Here is a 16,109-nt window from a genome sequence, read left to right on the forward strand (position 1 = left end):
GCCGGGACATCGGCCTCTCGGCGCGGCCGGGGCATGGCTCCCGAAAGGTGGCATACTCCGCATCATGGTCCCCGACGCCCTGATCCCATGGCTTCGCGACTCCGATCCGGCGCTGCGCTGGCAGGTCGAGCGTGACCTGCTGCACGAGCCGCCGCAGGTGTGGGAGGCGACCCGGGCGAGGGTCGCGACCGAAGGCTTCGGCGCGCGCCTGCTCGCCCTCCAGGACCCCGACGGCCAGTGGGCGGGCGGCGCGTTCTTCCCCGCCGGCTTCGACTTCGCCGACCCGGCCGTCACCCAGGACAACGCCCAGCCCTGGACGGCGACGACGTGGACGCTCAACACGCTGCGCGAATGGGGCCTCGACGCCTCCGCCCTGCGCGGCACGGCCGACCTGCTCGCCAAGAACAGCCGCTGGGAGTACGACGACCTGCCGTACTGGGGCGGCGAGGTCGACTGCTGCATCAACGCCTGGACGCTGGAGAACGGCCTGTGGCTCGGCGCCGACGTCTCCCGCCTGCCCGGCTGGTTCGTCGAGCACCAGCTGCCCGACGGCGGCTGGAACTGCGAATGGGTGGAGGGCGCGACCCGCTCCTCGTTCCACTCGACACTGAACTCCCTCAAGGGCCTGCTCGCCTACGACAGCGCCACCGGCGGCGGCGAGGAGGCGGTGCGGGCCGCCCGCCGCTCCGGCGAGGAGTACCTGCTGCGCCGCGGCCTGTTCCGCCGCCTGTCCACGGGCGAGCCGGTGGCGCCGTGGGTGGACCGCTTCGCCTACCCGTTCCGCTGGTTCTACAGCGTCCTCAACGCCGCCGACTACTTCCGCCGCGCGTCCCTGCTCGACGGCACCCCGCCCGACCCCCGCATGGCCGAGGCGATCGGCCTCGTCCGCGCCGCCCGCCGCCCCGACGGCACCTGGACACAGGCCGGCAGGCTCCCCGGCACGGTGTGGTTCGAGGTGGACGTACCGGCGGGCGAGCCCTCGAAATGGCTCACCCTGTACGGCACCCGCGTCCTCGACTGGTGGGACACCCACGCTCGCCAAGCGCCCTGACCAGCACCTTCGCGGTCCTGGCAAGAACGGAGTCATCGGTCGGCAGCCCAGGCGTGCGGTTGGTGTAAACGGCCATGACGATCGGTGCGGCGCCCGCCTCCGTCCAGACGACCGCCACATCATGACCGCCCCCGAACCCGTCCGAGTTCGTCCCGGTCTTGTGCCCGACCGTCCACCCCGCGGGCAACCCGGCCGGCACCCGCCCCGCCCCGACCTGACTCGCGAGCAGCCACCCGACCAGCCGCTGCCGATCCTCGGGATGCAGAGCACCGCCGACCGCGAGCGCCCGCAGCACCCCCGCCATGGCCGCGGGCGTGGTGGTGTCACGCTCGTCCCCCGGCACCCACTCGTTCAACCCCGGATGCCACCGATCCACCCGCGACACCGCATCCCCCAGCCCGCGAAAGAACGCCGTCATCCCCCGAGGCCCGCCGATCAGCTCCATCAGCAGATTGGACGCGGTCCCATCGCTCCGCGTGACAGCCGCCGCACACAACTCGGCCACGGTCAGACCACCCTCAAGATGCCGCCCGGTCACAGGCGAGTTGGGCGTCATGTCGCAGGCCCGCCACCGCAGACGCCTGCCCATCAACCCGCCCCGCTCACGACGCGCCCGGCACAGCACCGCCGCACACAGGGGCGCCTTGAACGTGGACAACAACGGAAACCGCTCCCCCGCCCGGTACGCCACGCTCCTCCCGGTACCCGTGTCCACGGCGTACGCACCGATGCGCCCCTCGAAGGCCACCTCCAGCGCCCGCAACTCCTCCTCGACGACCACCACCGGCATGTCACAACGTCCTGTCCATCGGAGATCGAAGATCAGGACTCAAGCAGATGCGCCACCCGCATGTCTAATAGCGATATCGACGGCCGCTCGATATCCGTTCGCCTATGAGAGCTGGTCGGATGGGGTGCGGCTCTCCTGGGTGAGCAGGCCGATGAGGCGGGCCGGGTCCTCGACGGTGACGGTCAGGGCCGGGTGGCGGAGCAGGCCCAAAGGTTCGCTGCCGGACACCGAGCGGTGGAAGCGCAGGCACACCCCCTGCGTCGTGCTGCTGCCGAACGTCAGCCCGCCGTCCGCCAGGGAGATGCGCACGCCGATGGCCTTCAGCGGCGAGTACGGGCCGGACAGGGCGGCGCCGGCGACGTTGTGCCGGGGCGAGAGCACCACCCAGGGACCGAACCGGACGCGCAGCAGTTCGTCCGTCAGGGTCAGCCGGCAGGTGGACGGGCGGATGCCGAGCGCGGCGAGGAGCGGGCGGTAGCGGTCCTCGAAGGCGAAGCCGAAGTCGTGCGTCACGCGCCCACGGCTACCCCGCAGGTCCAGGTGCTACACGTCGGTGCGGGGCCAGGGGTGGCCGGCGAGGCGTTCGATGTCGGTGTTGAAGCGTCTGAGGTAGGCGGCGAAGGCGGCCACGTCCTCGGCGCTCCAGTCGGCCAGCACCTTCTCCAGGCCGTTGATGTTCCTGGCGCGTTCGGCGTCGAGGTAGCGCTCGCCCTCCTCGGTGAGGCGGAACTTGCGGGCGATCCCGCCGTCGGGGTCGGGGATGCGCTCGGCCAGGCCCTTGCGCAGCAGGGCGGAGGTGTGCCGGTTGAGGGTGGACACGTCGAGGCGGAAGGCCTCGCTGAGCTGCCCGATGGACATCATGCCCGCCACCCGGATGCGGCTGAGCAGGATGTACGCGCTGCGGTCGGGGTGGCGGTGCTGGCCGAGCAGCATCGTCTCGTACTCGACCAGGTGGGTGGGCTTGTCCATGCCGGGTCCTTCTGTCCCTCCGTTGCGGTTGTCGCCGATGTGGCGCAAACTCGCAAACTGTGCATGTAACACATTATGTGTAGAGTGCACAGCGCTTCCAACGTCGAGAGTGTCGAGGGGGATCCGCGTGGAAGACAGTGGCCCGGACAGTGCCGTAGACGGTGAGTCCGGCACCCGTTCCCACGGCATCGTCACCGTGATGGCCGTGGCGGGCATCGTCGCCTCGCTGTCGCAGACCGTGGTCGTGCCCCTGATTGGGGTGCTGCCCACGCTGCTGGGCACCACGGCCTCGAACGCCTCCTGGGTGATCACGGTCACGCTGCTCGCCGGAGCCGTCACGACGCCCGTGATGGGGCGGCTGGGCGACCTGTACGGCAAGCGCCGCATGATGCTCCTCTGCTCGGTCCCCTTGGTCGTGGGCTGTGTCATCTGCGCCTTCGCCGGCTCCCTGGCCCCTATGGTCATCGGGCGGGGGCTGCAGGGCATGGGCATGGGCATGATCCCGCTGGGCATCAGCGCCCTGCGGGACGTGCTGCCGCCGCACCGGCTGGGCCCGTCGATCGCGCTGATGAGCTCGTCCATGGGGATCGGGGGCGCGCTGGGCCTGCCGCTGGCGGCGGCGGTCGCCGAGTACGCGAGCTGGCGGGCGCTGTTCTGGGGCTCGGCGGCGCTGAGCCTGGTCGTGGCCGTGCTGATCTGGCTGCTGGTGCCGGTCACGCCGGCCAGGGCGAAGGGCCGCGTCGACCTGGTCGGCGCGCTCGGCCTCGGCGCGGGCCTGGTGTGCCTGCTGCTCGGCGTCTCCAAGGGCGCCGACTGGGGCTGGTCGAGCGGCACCACGCTCGGGCTGCTGGCCGCCGCGGTCGTCCTGCTGCCGCTGTGGGGCTGGTGGGAGCTGCGGGTGCGGGACCCGCTGGTGGACCTGCGGGTCACCGCCCGGCCCCAGGTGCTGCTGACGAACGTGGCCTCGATCGTCGTCGGCTTCTCGATGTACGCCCAGGCGCTGATCGTCATCCAGATCCTCCAGCTTCCGGCGGCCACCGGCTACGGCCTGGGCCAGTCGATGCTGGCGGCGGGCCTGTGGATGGCGCCGTCCGGCCTGATGATGATGGTCGGCTCGCCCCTCGGCGCCCGCCTGTCGGCCGCCCGCGGCCCCAAGGTCACGCTCATCGTCGGCAGCCTCGTCATGGCGCTCGGCTACGGGCTGTCCCTGGTCCTGCTCGGCTCCCCCTGGGGGCTGCTGGTCATCACATGCGTCATCAGCGTCGGCGTCGGCTTCGCGTACGGCTCGATGCCCGCCCTCATCATGGGCGCCGTGCCGCTGTCGGAGACGGGCGCGGCCAACAGCTTCAACACGCTGATGCGCTCCATCGGCACCACCGCGTCCGCCGCCGTGATCGGCGTCGTGCTGTCGCAGCTCACCATCGACTTCGGCGGGCACCCGCTGCCGTCCGAGACGGGCTTCCACACCGGGATGCTCATCGGCTGCGGCGCCGCGCTGGTGGCCGCCGCGGTCACCATGGCCCTGCCGGGGCGCCGCAGGGGGCCCGAGCACGCGGACTCTCCGGCGCCGCACGCGGTCACGTCCTGACGGTGAAGCGGAAGCGGTGCGCGCCCGGCGGGACGCGGGCCGCCAGCCGTACCCGATGGACGCTCTCCTCGGCGCCGTCGTGGCCGCGCACCCGCCGCTCCTCGGCGCGCGCCTGCCAGCCGGGCGGCACCCGCAGCTCGACCGGCCCCCACGTGACCGTGTCCGGGCCGGTCACGGGCCGCACCCGGGAGACGAACAGCTCCTCCACCAGCGCGTCCTGGGTCGCGAGGCCGAAGTCGTCCACGATCTCCAGCGTGCCGGGTCGCCAGTGGAAGGTGCGGGTGAAGCGGTGCGGGCCGGCGTAGGCGGCGGTGAGGTCCAGCGCGAACGTCACGTTCCCGCCCTTCTCCTCGTACGCCAGCACCTCGGCGCGGCGCTCGCGGCCGGGGAGCTGGGCGGCGCCTTCGATCAGCGGCACCGAGTGCCATTCCGCTGAGGCGTGCGGCACCCGGTAGCGGCCCTCGCGGAAGTAGTCGCGGGTGTACTCGGGGGCGCCCAGGTCGTCCAGCACCGTCCGGCCGTGCGCGTGCAGGACGAAGTGGCCGAGGTCGAGGTGGTTGTGCGGCTCGTCGTTGTGGCCGCCCTTGGCGGCGAACGCGGTCGTGCCCGCCCTGGCCACGACGATCGCGGCGTCCGGCAGGTACGAGCACGGCTCCGCCCGCCGTCCCGGCACCTCCCTGAACCACTCCAGCGTGCGGCTCAGGTGCGCCCAGCGGTAGCAGGCGTCGTCGTGGAAGGACGGCACCCCCGGCTCGGGGACGGGCACGCCGAGGCGGCCGGCCAGCCGGGACAGCAGCCCGGCCGGATACGCGCCGCGCCCCTGCGCGTCGGCGAACGCCGGTCGGGCGCCGCCGCCGAGATCCACTCTCGCCGGGTAGGCGGCCATCTCCCGTACGTGCGGATCGTCCAGCAGGTCCTCGCCGGTACGCTCGCGCAGCGCTTCGGCGAAGTAGACGAAGTACCCGAAACCGTAGGACCAGTAGTCGGGGCCCTCCAGGCAGGCGCCGTCCGCGCCCGTGCCCGCCAGGAACGCCTCGATCGCGCCCCTCAGGCGGGACAGCAGCTCGGGAAGGTGGGGCGAGTCCAGGGCGAGCGCGGCCATGCCGGTGGCGCCCGCGCAGACGGCCGCCCAGTTCGTACCGGATCGTTCCCACCACATCGGGGGCGCGCCCGCGTACAGGGGGCGCAGGACCCGGCGGTCCACCTCCGCGCGCACCCGCTCCCGCACCCGCGCGTCGATGCGCGGCCCCGGCAGGGTGACGATCTCGGCCAGGGCGTGGGCGGTCTCGGCGGCGAACAGGTCCACGAACGTGTCCAGGGGGCGGTCGTCCGGCTCGTGTGCGGGCAGGACCCAGGTGTACTCGTCGCACACCGACCACAGCAGGTCGCCCAATGCCTGGTCGGGGGTGTGGCCGGGGGCGAGCGCCAACGCGGCCAGGCGGCGGCGCCGCTCGAAGTAGGCGCGCTCGTAGGCCAGCCGGTCGCCGGTGTCGGCGAAGCGCCGCCACAGGGTGAAGGTCAGCTCGGGAGCGGGCGTGCTGCGGGCCCGCTCGGCCTCCTCGCGGATCTCCCGCACGAGCCGCTCCGTGCCTTCCTCAGGAACGGGCGGGCGTTCCTGCGAGGAGGCAGGACTCTCGTGAGGCGGCGCCTGTGAGGCAGGCTTGTCGTGAGGCGGCGCGTGTCCGGCGGGCGTGTCGCGGGCGGCCGGGTGGGGCGTGGGCACGGGTCGTTCTCCTCGGGTCAGGCGATGCGGTTGAGGTCGGCGACGCGGACGGCGCCGCGCAGCGGCCGGCCGCGGGCGAGCCGTTCGACCTCCCCCACCGCGAACTCCCCCAGCCGCCGCAGCTCCCGCCCCCTCGCCCCGCTGATGTGCGGGGTGACCAGCACGTTGGGCAGGCCGAGCAGCGGGTGACCGGCGGGCAGCGGCTCGGGCTCGGTGACGTCGAGGACGGCCGAGATGCGCCCGCCGGAGCAGTGCCGCACGAGCGCGTCGGTGTCGATGAGCGTCCCGCGCGCGGTGTTGACCACCACGGCCCCGTCGCGCAGCAGCGCCAGCCGCCGCTCGTCGAGCAGCCCGCGCGTCTCCGGCAGCTCGGGCGCGTGCACGGTGACCAGCTCGGCCGCGCGGCACAGCTCGTCCAGCGGGACGGCCCGCGCCCCCAGCCGCGCCGCCTCCTCCGCGGACACGTAGGGGTCGCTGAGCAGGACCCGCGCCCCGTACGAGCGCAGCCCGGCGATGACGAGGCGACCCACCCGCGAGGCCCCGATCACCCCGACGGTCGCCCCGCCCAGCCCGCCGCGCTCGCCCGGGGTGGCCACGCCGGGCAGGGCATCGCCGGACCAGGCGCCCGCCGAGTAGGCCCGCGCGCGGGCGAACGCCTGCTTGGCCGCCAGCACCAGCACGGCGAGCGCGTACTCGGCCACCGGCACCGCGTTGGCCTGCGCGGCCGACGACACCGCGATGCCGCGCTCGAAGACCGCCGCCGTCAGGTGGCCCTTGACGCTGCCTGCCGCGTGGACGACCGCTCGCAGCCGGGGCGCGGCGGCCAGGACGTCGGCGTCGATGCGCGGGCAGCCCCACCCGGTGATCAGGATGTCGGCGTCGAGGGGCCCGTCGAAGGCGTCGATCACGCGTTCGCGGACCCGTCCGACCAGCGACAGGCGGCGCCGCAGGTCGAGGGGGAACAGCTCGGGCAGCAGCGGCGGATGCAGGGCGAAAGCCACCGTGGGAAGCACGTGTCGGCTCATCGGGGGCCGAGCGGCCTGACCGAGTCGCGGACCACGATATGGGTGCCGAGCGTCATCGGGCTGGTGGTCACCCGGCCGAGCGCCAGCCGTACCGCCGCCCGTCCCAGCTCGTCGTGCGGCAGGTGCACGGTCGTCAGGTGCAGGTCCTGGGCGGGCGGCACGTCGTCGTAGCCGACGATCGACATGTCGTGGGGGACGCGCAGCCCGTGCTCGTGCAGCGATTGGATCGCTCCCGCGGCGACGAGGTCGTTGCCGGCGAAGACGGCGGTGAAGTCGGGCGGGCCCTCGGCCAGGCGGCGGTTCATGGCGGCGTAGCCGGCGTCGCGGTCGAACTCGGCCTCGACCTCCAGCGACGGGTCGAGCGCCACGCCGTGCTCGGCCAGGGCGCTGCGGTAGCCGGCCACGCGGGTGTCGGAGGTGGTGTGGCCGGGACGTACCCCGAGGTAGAGGATCCTGCGGTGGCCGGCCGACAGCAGGTGGGCGGTGACGGCGTGCGCGCCGCCGGTGTTGTCGAAGCCGACGACGAGGGCGGGCACCCCCTCCCCCAGCGGCGGCCGGCCGCACAGGACGAGGCGGGAGCCGGCGGCGGCGAGCGCGTGGGCGTACTCGGTCATGCGCTTGCGGTACTCCTCGTCCACGATCACGCTGCCGACCAGGATGACGGCCTCGGCCCGCTGCTCGCGCAGGAGCTGCACGATGGACAGCTCGCGGCCGTTGTCGCCGCCGGTGGTGCAGATGAGCGACAGCCGGCCCTCCTGCGCGGCCTGGTCCTCGACGCCCTGGGCGATGAGCGCGTAGTAGGGGACGGCGATGGTGTTGACGACGATCGCGATCGCGCCGGGCCGGGCCGCGGACAGGGCGCGGGCGTGGGCGTTGGGGACGTAGTCGAGCTCGCGCACGGCACGCATGACCTTGTTGCGGGTGACCGCGAGGACCGGGTAGTCGCCGCCGAGCACGCGCGAGACGGTGGCGACCGAGACTCCGGCCTTCCTGGCCACGTCCCTGATGGTGACGCGTCGGGGTGTGGTCATGCGGTCTCTCCCAGGTGAGCGCCGGGTCAGGTAATCGGTTACTTGAGCAATGCCCAGGACGCTAAGAGATCCCGCCGGACCCGTCAACCCTGCCGTCAGCACGTTTGTAACGAAAAGTTAACAGCGCATTGACGCCACCGGAGATCCGCGTCTAGCGTCCGGCTCACGACGTCTGAAGTAACCGGTTACCTGACATCGGCCCCGACTCACTCCCCCCACGAGAGGTGGCCCCGATGGACAGACCACTCACCCGGCGCGGACTGCTCAAGGGATCCGTGCTCTTCGTCGCCGGCGCCGCCGTCTCCGCGTGCTCCACCGGAGACCCGCTGGCCAAGGGCACGTCGGCGCCCGCCGGAAGCGGCGCGAAGATCACGCTGACGCACTGGTACCACGAGTACGGCGAGGAGGGCACGCAGCAGGCGGCCATGAAGTACGCCGCCGACTTCACCAAGGCCAACCCCGACATCGCGGTCAAGGTCTCCTGGATCCCCGGCGACTACGCCACCAAGTGGACGGCCGCCGTGCTGACCCCCGACGGCCCCGACGTCTACGAGGTCAACGACGTCAGCCCGAACATGGTCAAGGCCGGCCAGGTCACCGCGCTGGACGACGTGCTCGGGGCGGAGAAGGCCGACTTCAACCCCAAGGTGCTGCAGCCGTACACGTGGGGCGGCCAGGTCTACGCCGTCCCTATGATCATCGATCCGATGCTGGTCTTCTACCGCAAGTCGCTGTTCCAGAAGGCCGGGGTGAGCGTTCCGAAGAGCTTCGCCGAGTTCGCCGCGGCGGCCAAGAAGCTCACGCAGGGCAAGCAGAAGGGCCTGTTCGTCGGCAACGACGGCATCGGCGACCTCGGCCAGATGACCGCCTGGTCGAGCGGGAACCTCCTGGTGGACGACCGCACGATCACCTACGACGACCCCAAGGTGGCCGAGGCGCTGACCGCCGTCAAGGACCTCTACGACAGCAAGGCCATGCTGCAGGGCTACTCGACCGACTGGTGGGACCCCGGCGCGCTGATCAACGGGGCGGCGGCCATGCAGTGGGTCGGCCTGTGGGCCGTGCCCGGCCTGACCGAGGCGCTGGGCGACGACTTCGACGCCTTCCCGCTGCCGCCGTTCGGCCCCGGCGGGCGGGCCGTGGTCAACATGGGCGGCTGGGTGCAGGTCGTCAACGGCAAGAGCCGCAACCTGGAGGCGGCCAAGAAGTACGTGCGCTGGCTGTGGGTGGACAACACCGCCGCGCAGACGGACTGGAGCCTGGCCTACGGCTTCCACATCCCGCCCCGCAACAGCGCCGCCGCCAAGGCCGACAAGCTGACCTCCGGCCCGGCCAAGACCGTGATGGACGCCGTGGCCGCGCACGGCATCAAGCAGCCCGCGCTGTGGACGCCCGAGGTGCGCCAGCCGTGGGAGGATGCCATCACCGACATCGTCAAGAAGGGCGCCGACGCGCGCAAGACGCTCGCCGCCGCGGCCAAGCGCTCGCAGGACCTCCTCGACAAGGTGCCGGTGCTGTGACGACCACGGCCCCGGCCCGCCCCGCCGCCGGGCGCTCGCGCCGCCCGAGCGGGCGGCGGGCCGCGCGCTGGCCCGCCTGGCGCGCGTTCCTGCTGCTCACCCTGCCGATGGTGGCCGGGCTGTTCGTCTTCAAGTACGTCGCCATCGGCTGGGGGTTTCTGCTCAGTTTCAACGACGCCCGCGGCACCATCGCGCTCGGCGACTGGAACGGCCTCGACAACTACCGGCGGCTGCTCGGCGACCCCGCCTTCACCCGCTCGCTGGTCACGATCCTGCTGTTCACGCTGTTCATCGTGCCGGTGACGTTCGCGCTGTCGCTGGGCCTGGCGGTGCTGGTGAACCGGCTGCGCCGGGGCCGGGCGCTGTTCCGGACCACGTTCTTCATCCCGGCGGCCGTCTCGTACGTGGTGGGCGCGCTCGTGTGGAAGATGAGCCTGTTCAGCGGCACGCCGTCCGGGGTCGCCAACAGCCTGGCGTACCTGCTCGGCCACGACGACGCGATCGGCTGGGTGGCGGCCGTGGACCCGCCGCTGTACTGGATCGTGCTGGTCACCGTGCGGCTGTGGCTGCAGACCGGCTTCTACATGATCCTGTTCCTGGCCGGCATCCAGCAGATCCCCGCCCAGCTCTACGAGGCGGCCCGGGTGGACGGCGCCGAGTCGGAGGGCCGGTTGTTCCGGCACATCACCTGGCCGATGCTGCGCAACACGTCGGTGGCGGTCGTGCTGCTGCTGATCATCAACGCGTTCCAGGCGTTCGACGAGTTCTACAACATCCTGGCCTCCAACCTGTCGGGGCTGGGCCGCGCGGACGGCCGTACCCCGCTGATCTACCTGTTCCAGACGGCGCTCGGCGAGCAGAACTACGGCGCCGGGTCGGCGGGGGCGTTCGTGGTGACCATGCTGATCGTGGTGTTCACGCTGCTGCAGGGCCGCTTCGCCGGGTTCGGCAGGACCGCCGAGGAGGAGGGCTGATGAGAAGGCGCCATCTGGGCTCGTACGTGGCGGTGATCGTCTTCGCGGTGCCGTTCCTGCTGCCGTTCTACCTGCTCATCCGCAACGCGCTGATGAGCAAGCGGGAGCTGGGCTCGCTGGACTGGCACTGGTGGCCGGAGACGATCAGCTTCCAGGGCTTCGCGGACGCGTTCGGCAACGACGCCGTGCCGCTGGCGCACGCCCTGTGGAACTCGGCGCTGATCGCCACGATCAGCGCCCCGCTGTCGACGCTGCTGGCCTCCATGGCCGGGTACGCGCTGGCCCGCATCCCCGTGGCCGCCTCGAAACCGGTGTTCTTCTTCATCATCGCCACGATGATGGTGCCGGGCGCGGCCACGTTCATCCCCACGTTCGTGGTGGTCGGCTCCCTCGGTGGCGTCAACACCCTGTGGGGGCTGATCGTGCCCGGCCTGTTCAGCGCGTTCGCGGTGCTCCTGTTCCGCGGCTTCTACCTGCGCTTCCCGCGCGAGCTGGAGGACGCGGGCCGCGTGGACGGGCTGGGCCACCTCGGCCTGTACGGGCGGCTCGCGCTCCCGAACTCGGGCGCCCTGTTCGCCTCCCTCGGCATCCTGTCCTTCATCGAGCACTGGAACGCGTTCCTGTGGCCGCTGGTCATCGGCCAGGACCCCGAGTTCTGGACAGTGCAGGTGGCGCTGTCGACGAACCTCAACCAGCAGGCGGTCAACCTGCCGGCCCTGTTCGCCGGGGCGCTCGTGGCCATCCTGCCCCTGGTCGCCCTCTTCCTCATCGCGCAGCGGTGGATCGTCAGGGGCGTCCTGCTCACCGGCATCAAAGGCTGATCACCGGTCGAAACGAAGGCTGAGAGGAGCACCCTCATGCCGCGCATCCTGACCCTGCTGGCCACCCTCGTCCTGGGCCTCCTGCCCGCCCTGCCCGCCACCGCCGCTGTGACAGTCCCAGTGGGAGCCCAGTTCACCGACACCTCGGGCAACCTCCTGCACGCCCACGGGGGCGGCGTCCTGAAGGTCGGCTCGTCCTACTACTGGTTCGGCGAGAACCGCAACGCCGACGGCACCTTCCGCTACGTCTCCGCCTACCGCTCGACGGACCTGCGCACGTGGGAGTTCCGCAACCACGTCCTGACCCAGTCGAGCGCCGCCGAGCTGCAGGTCGCCAACATCGAACGCCCCAAGGTCGTCTACAACGCGGCCACCGGCCGTTTCGTCATGTGGATGCACAAGGAGAACGGCCGCGACTACGGCGAGGCCCGCGCCGCCGTCGCCGTCTCCAGCACCGTGGACGGCGCCTACACCTACCTGCGCAGCTTCCGCCCGCTCGGCCACATGTCCCGCGACATCACCGCGTTCGTCGACACCGACGGCGCCGGCTACATGATCTCCGCCGCGAACGAGAACTACGACCTGCACGTCTACCGCCTGAGCGCCGACTTCACCGACGTGACCACGCTCGTGCGCATGTGGGCCGGCGACCACCGCGAGGCGCCCGCCCTGTTCAAACGCGGCGGCGTCTACTTCCTGCTCACCTCCGCCGCGACCGGCTGGCAGCCCAACCAGGCCCAGTACGCCACCGCCACCAGCATCACCGGCCCCTGGACCGCCTGGCAGAACGTCGGCGACCCCCTCACCTACGGCTCCCAACCGGCGTTCGTCCTCCCGGTGCAAGGCACCACCGGCACGTCCTACCTCTACCTGGGCGACCGCTGGGCCGGCGCATGGGGCGGCCCCGTCAACGACTCCCGCTACGTCTGGCTCCCCCTCCAGTTCCCGACCAGCACCACCATGACCCTCACCTACGCCCGCCAGCTCACCATCGACACCGCCGCCGGCACCATCACCCCGACCGGCACCGGCTACGACCGCCTCACCGTCCGCCACTCCGGCAAGTGCGCCGACGTCCGCAACGGCTCCACCGCCAACCTGGCCCCCGTCATCCAGTACGACTGCAACGGCGGCACCAACCAGCAGTGGCGCATCCAGTCGATCAGCGGCGGCCACGTCCAGATCATCGCCCGCAACTCCGCCAAGTGCCTCGACGTCAACGGCAACAGCACCGCCGACGGCGCCGCCCTGCAGCAGTACAGCTGCGGCACCGGCACCAACCAGCAGTGGACGCTGCAGGACGCGGGCGGCGGCTACGTCCGCCTGGTGGCCCGCCACTCGGGCAAGTGCGCGGACCTCCCGAGTTCGTCCACCGCCAATGACGTGCAGTTCAAGCAGTATCCCTGCAACGGCGGCACCAACCAGCAATTCACCAGGTCAGAGCAGTGACAGGCGGTTCACTCAGGGATGGACGGTGCCCGGATTTCCGCATGAATCCGAGCCTGTCCATTCCTTCCGGTCTCCCCTCGGTCTCCCCCTCCGCCCGCATCGGCCCTGTCCGTTCCCCGTTTCCCACCCAAGCCGGTCTCCCCCGTAACCCCGCCCATGATCACCGAGCCTGCCGCCGCTTCCCACTCACCCAACCGCGAGCCCACCGGCCCGTCACCCACCGGCAGGACAAGCGAAGCAACCGCAAGCACCCCCGGCGGCCACGGTAAGCATCGCCAGCGGGTCGTGGAGACCAACGAGTACGTCGGCATGCTGCACCGCGTGATCGACGCACTCACCCGGCGACTCTGCGACGACCCGGCCGGCCTGATCCACGTCGAACCCCTGCGCCGGCACCTGCGCGACGCCATGAACATCGCCATCGCCGTCAACCAAGACAAACCCGGCGGCTACTCCCTTGGCGAACTCGCCAAGATCCTCTCCATCCGACGCGAATCCGTCCACCACAGAGCACGCCAAGGCCGCAAACTCATCACCGACCTGCACACACGACCCGGCCCAACCAACCTGCGGAAACCAGGAGGCACCATGGGAGGGCGCCGAGGGTGACATATCCGGCGAAGTCGCCGGCAAAGGACTCGTCGCGGTGTCTCTTGAGAAGCGCGTTTCGGGCGTCAAGCACGCCATCGCCGATGAGCCTCCGGCGGGCGAGGCGTGTTTGGTGGGTGAACTCCAGCATTGGGCGTCCGCGGTGGCATAGCAGAGTTGAGCAGCGGGCGGCATACGCAGGTCGCTGAGATTCTCGGCCCGAGGGCTGCCGCGTCGTGCCCGCCGGAGCGGGCCAGCCTACGTGCACGCCCTCCCCCTTCGTATCGACAAGGCCGGCGCGCCCGCTGCCTCCTCGCACACCCCGCGGCATACGTTCGGCACCAACCTGCTGTGCCGGGGCGTGGACATCGTCGTGGTCGCGGAATCGCTGGGCCATGCCCGCCTGGACACCACTCGGCGGTACACCCGCGGCGACCTGGAGAACACGGTCGCCACGCTCCCCACCAACCAGTAGCCGCGCTTCTCGCCGACAAGCACCGCGGCGGCTGTTCCCCGGGCGACGTGCACGCTATCGCAGATAGTGACTCGCAATCTGCGATAGAGCCTGAGCCAGGTGAACCGGACATCAGCATCACGCGTCTCCTGCATCTCACCCTTCGACTCGCAGGAGCGTCAGTGTGGACGTGCAGCAGATCCGGGACAAGGCCGAAGAGGCGCTCGCGCACGTCGGCTTCACTGTCCGAGAAACCGATGATGAGCCTGGCCAGGATGTCCAGCCCGGTGGCGCGTGCCTGTTCATCCAGCAAGGCAGGGTCCGCCTGTACCTGACGCCCGCCGAGCCCAGCTGGGAAGCGGCAGATGTTGCGGCGCGCACTCTTGCCGGCGCCAACCTGCGCGTTGTTCCGATTGGCGCGGATCCCGCCGTGTCCGAGGTGAGGTCCGCGTATGTCCTGCTCGGCGGCACCGGGGAGATCGTCGAAGGCTACGAGCCTCGCCTCGGGCCGCTCGGCGAGGGCTGGCGCGATCAGCATCAGCGCATGCTGCGCAGCCACGACCGCCTCGCAGATGCCGCCTCGGGAGCCATGAGCGGAGGGTCTGACGAAGCTCGCGACCGCCTGTTCCACTTCTTCCAGGATGCCTATCACCTCAAGGACTGGCTGAAGAACGACGACGATCCGCGCATCCCGCCCAACGGCGAAGTGGAGGCGCTCTTCACCGATCCGCAGCAGAGCATCCCGGTGCTTCGCCTGGCCGCCGACCTCTGCAACGGCATCAAGCACCGCAAGCTGAAGCCGCGAGCCAGCAAGACCGGCGATCACCGCACCAGGGTCAGTAGCCAGAGCGTCTCGGTCTTCCTGGGTTCCCCCGTCATCGCAGAACACCAGTGGGTCATGACCTCCGGGGGTCAGGAGTACGACGTCATCGAACTGGCCGACGACATCGTCGCGGCCTGGAACTCTTGGTTGACAGCACACAATCTGCTGTGAGCGGTGCACGTGGATCGGTGGCTCCGTCCGTCGTGCTGCTCAGCGTGGATCCGGATCCCGGAGGGTGGGGCGGCGCCCTGGTGCGCGTGACCTGCGGCGTGCCGGTCGCCGGGGCGGTGGTCGTCATGACGCGGCTGCTGCTGGCGGGCGCGCGGAAGGCGGCGCCAGCGTCACCGACCTTCCGCTACGGGCAGGAGACCTGATCCAAGGGCTCTCTGACGAGCAAGACCGACTCTCCGCCGATCACCAGATCCGCACCGGGCAACAGCCCACGGGCGTGCGCAGAATGATCCCTCCGGCATCCCGGCGTTCTCCCTGCGAACGGTGCACTGCCCGGGCACGCGTGGGCTGATGTGAGCGCGTGTACGCCGCCGGGTGTGAGGTAGCGGCAAACAGTGAAACGTCGAACAGGTGCTGGGTGGTGTCATGGGCCGGCCCCTTCGCGGTGAAGCGTTGTGAGGGCGTTGTAGAGCGGCAACTTTGTCCGGCCTTCCACCTGGGGAAGGCCGTCGGGTCATCGCAGGAGTGATGGTGTCGGTCCTGCCTGAGTTGTCTCCGGTCCGTATCTCCCGCGGCATGGCGGGTGCTGGTGCGCAACCCTGCTGACGACTTTGGAATCGGCTGGGACTGCTGATGGGTGGCCTGTGTAGCGTGAGCGGCGTTGCTGAGGATCTCGGGGAGGCCGGAGTGACGCGTCATCACACGACGGGTGCCGGTGCGTCGGCGCAGGCGCGGTATCGGGCGGAGCGGGCGCGGCGCGACGGTCGCGGGCGCTGGAACTGGCCGGGTACACGGTGCCGCACGATCGGGCCGGGCGGAGTGGTGCTGGTGGATTCCAAGCGCTGACATCGCAACACCAGCATCCGAGGTCAGGGTGGCCGGTTGTGGATCGGCCGTCGCCCGGCCGACAGCCTGGTGAAGGCGACCGTGTTCGAGGCGGGCCGAGTCGGTGAGGTGCTGCGGGCGGCGGGCTGGCAGGTGCCGGTCGTGCCGGTGGTCGCGGTGCACGGGCGAAGCTGCCGCGCTGGGGTGCGTTGATGGTGTCGGGTGTGACGATGGTACGGGCCGGCCGGTTGTGCAGCTGGATCCGGCGGCATCCGCGATGTCTGTCGCCGGAGCAGGTGGCTTCTCT

At 71.1% G+C, this 16,109-nt stretch carries 17 protein-coding genes; 11 read left to right on the plus strand and 6 right to left on the minus strand.

Going from position 1 to position 16,109, the window contains the following annotated elements:
- Positions 1-64: 64 nt before the first annotated feature.
- Positions 65-1,051 (plus strand): squalene cyclase, encoded by a 987-nt coding sequence (locus tag KIS93_RS41725; RefSeq protein WP_080039093.1) that lies wholly within the window; start codon positions 65-67, stop codon positions 1,049-1,051.
- On the opposite strand, the gene bla is transcribed toward KIS93_RS41725, so the two are convergent.
- From bla to KIS93_RS41740, 3 genes are all read right to left on the minus strand, one after another.
- On the minus strand, positions 990-1,841 hold the full coding sequence (gene bla / locus KIS93_RS41730) for a class A beta-lactamase (RefSeq protein ID WP_080039094.1): 852 nt from the start codon (positions 1,839-1,841) through the stop codon (positions 990-992). The two genes, KIS93_RS41725 and bla, sit on opposite strands and share 62 nt — an antisense overlap.
- Before the next feature lie 102 nt (positions 1,842-1,943).
- Entirely contained in the window at positions 1,944-2,354 is a 411-nt protein-coding gene (locus KIS93_RS41735; RefSeq protein ID WP_222107829.1) for a hypothetical protein, read from the minus strand.
- 30 nt (positions 2,355-2,384) lie between these two features.
- Positions 2,385-2,810, minus strand: a complete 426-nt coding sequence (locus KIS93_RS41740; RefSeq protein ID WP_080039096.1) for a MarR family winged helix-turn-helix transcriptional regulator — start codon at positions 2,808-2,810, stop codon at positions 2,385-2,387.
- A 127-nt stretch (positions 2,811-2,937) separates the two neighbouring features.
- Between KIS93_RS41740 and KIS93_RS41745 the strand changes: the two genes are divergently transcribed.
- Positions 2,938-4,398, plus strand: a complete 1,461-nt coding sequence (locus KIS93_RS41745; protein ID WP_230466198.1) for an MFS transporter — start codon at positions 2,938-2,940, stop codon at positions 4,396-4,398.
- On the opposite strand, the gene KIS93_RS41750 is transcribed toward KIS93_RS41745, so the two are convergent.
- From KIS93_RS41750 to KIS93_RS41760, 3 genes are all read right to left on the minus strand, one after another.
- A complete protein-coding gene (locus KIS93_RS41750; protein WP_080039098.1) occupies positions 4,388-5,974 on the minus strand; it encodes a heparinase II/III domain-containing protein in 1,587 nt (528 codons plus the stop codon). The genes KIS93_RS41745 and KIS93_RS41750 overlap by 11 nt on opposite strands.
- A gap of 164 nt (positions 5,975-6,138) precedes the next feature.
- Complete coding sequence (locus KIS93_RS41755) at positions 6,139-7,134, minus strand: hydroxyacid dehydrogenase (protein WP_230466199.1); 996 nt, start codon at positions 7,132-7,134, stop codon at positions 6,139-6,141.
- Positions 7,135-7,142: 8 nt separating this feature from the next.
- The gene (locus KIS93_RS41760; RefSeq protein WP_080039100.1) at positions 7,143-8,177 is read right to left on the minus strand and encodes a LacI family DNA-binding transcriptional regulator; all 1,035 of its coding nucleotides are present in this window, start codon (positions 8,175-8,177) and stop codon (positions 7,143-7,145) included.
- Between the two features lie 233 nt (positions 8,178-8,410).
- Between KIS93_RS41760 and KIS93_RS41765 the strand changes: the two genes are divergently transcribed.
- The 9 genes from KIS93_RS41765 (at position 8,411) to KIS93_RS41805 (ending at position 16,015) form a co-directional block, all read left to right on the plus strand.
- Positions 8,411-9,697, plus strand: a complete 1,287-nt coding sequence (locus tag KIS93_RS41765; protein ID WP_080039101.1) for an ABC transporter substrate-binding protein — start codon at positions 8,411-8,413, stop codon at positions 9,695-9,697.
- Positions 9,694-10,671 carry a carbohydrate ABC transporter permease gene (locus KIS93_RS41770; protein ID WP_080039102.1) on the plus strand — a complete coding sequence of 326 codons (978 nt, stop codon included), beginning with the start codon at positions 9,694-9,696 and terminating at the stop codon, positions 10,669-10,671. Before KIS93_RS41765 ends, KIS93_RS41770 begins: the two co-directional genes overlap by 4 nt.
- Entirely contained in the window at positions 10,671-11,492 is an 822-nt protein-coding gene (locus KIS93_RS41775) for a carbohydrate ABC transporter permease (RefSeq protein ID WP_080039103.1), read from the plus strand. The genes KIS93_RS41770 and KIS93_RS41775 overlap by 1 nt, the downstream gene beginning before the upstream one ends.
- A 36-nt stretch (positions 11,493-11,528) precedes the next feature.
- Complete coding sequence (locus KIS93_RS67800) at positions 11,529-12,941, plus strand: RICIN domain-containing protein (protein WP_080039104.1); 1,413 nt, start codon at positions 11,529-11,531, stop codon at positions 12,939-12,941.
- Positions 12,942-13,097: 156 nt separating this feature from the next.
- Positions 13,098-13,550 (plus strand): hypothetical protein, encoded by a 453-nt coding sequence (locus KIS93_RS41785; RefSeq protein WP_155127402.1) that lies wholly within the window; start codon positions 13,098-13,100, stop codon positions 13,548-13,550.
- 241 nt (positions 13,551-13,791) lie between these two features.
- A complete protein-coding gene (locus KIS93_RS41790; protein WP_222107830.1) occupies positions 13,792-14,004 on the plus strand; it encodes a tyrosine-type recombinase/integrase in 213 nt (70 codons plus the stop codon).
- Positions 14,005-14,167: 163 nt separating this feature from the next.
- A complete protein-coding gene (locus KIS93_RS41795) occupies positions 14,168-14,977 on the plus strand; it encodes a hypothetical protein (protein WP_080039107.1) in 810 nt (269 codons plus the stop codon).
- A 17-nt stretch (positions 14,978-14,994) separates the two neighbouring features.
- Positions 14,995-15,180: a hypothetical protein gene (locus KIS93_RS41800; RefSeq protein ID WP_155127405.1), complete on the plus strand. Its 186-nt coding sequence runs from the start codon at positions 14,995-14,997 to the stop codon at positions 15,178-15,180.
- Between the two features lie 679 nt (positions 15,181-15,859).
- Positions 15,860-16,015, plus strand: coding sequence for a hypothetical protein (locus KIS93_RS41805; protein WP_155127408.1), 156 nt, complete (start codon positions 15,860-15,862; stop codon positions 16,013-16,015).
- Positions 16,016-16,109 lie beyond the last annotated feature (94 nt).

Source organism: [Actinomadura] parvosata subsp. kistnae, from assembly GCF_900323885.1.
GTDB classification, from domain to species: Bacteria; Actinomycetota; Actinomycetes; order Streptosporangiales; family Streptosporangiaceae; genus Nonomuraea; species Nonomuraea composti.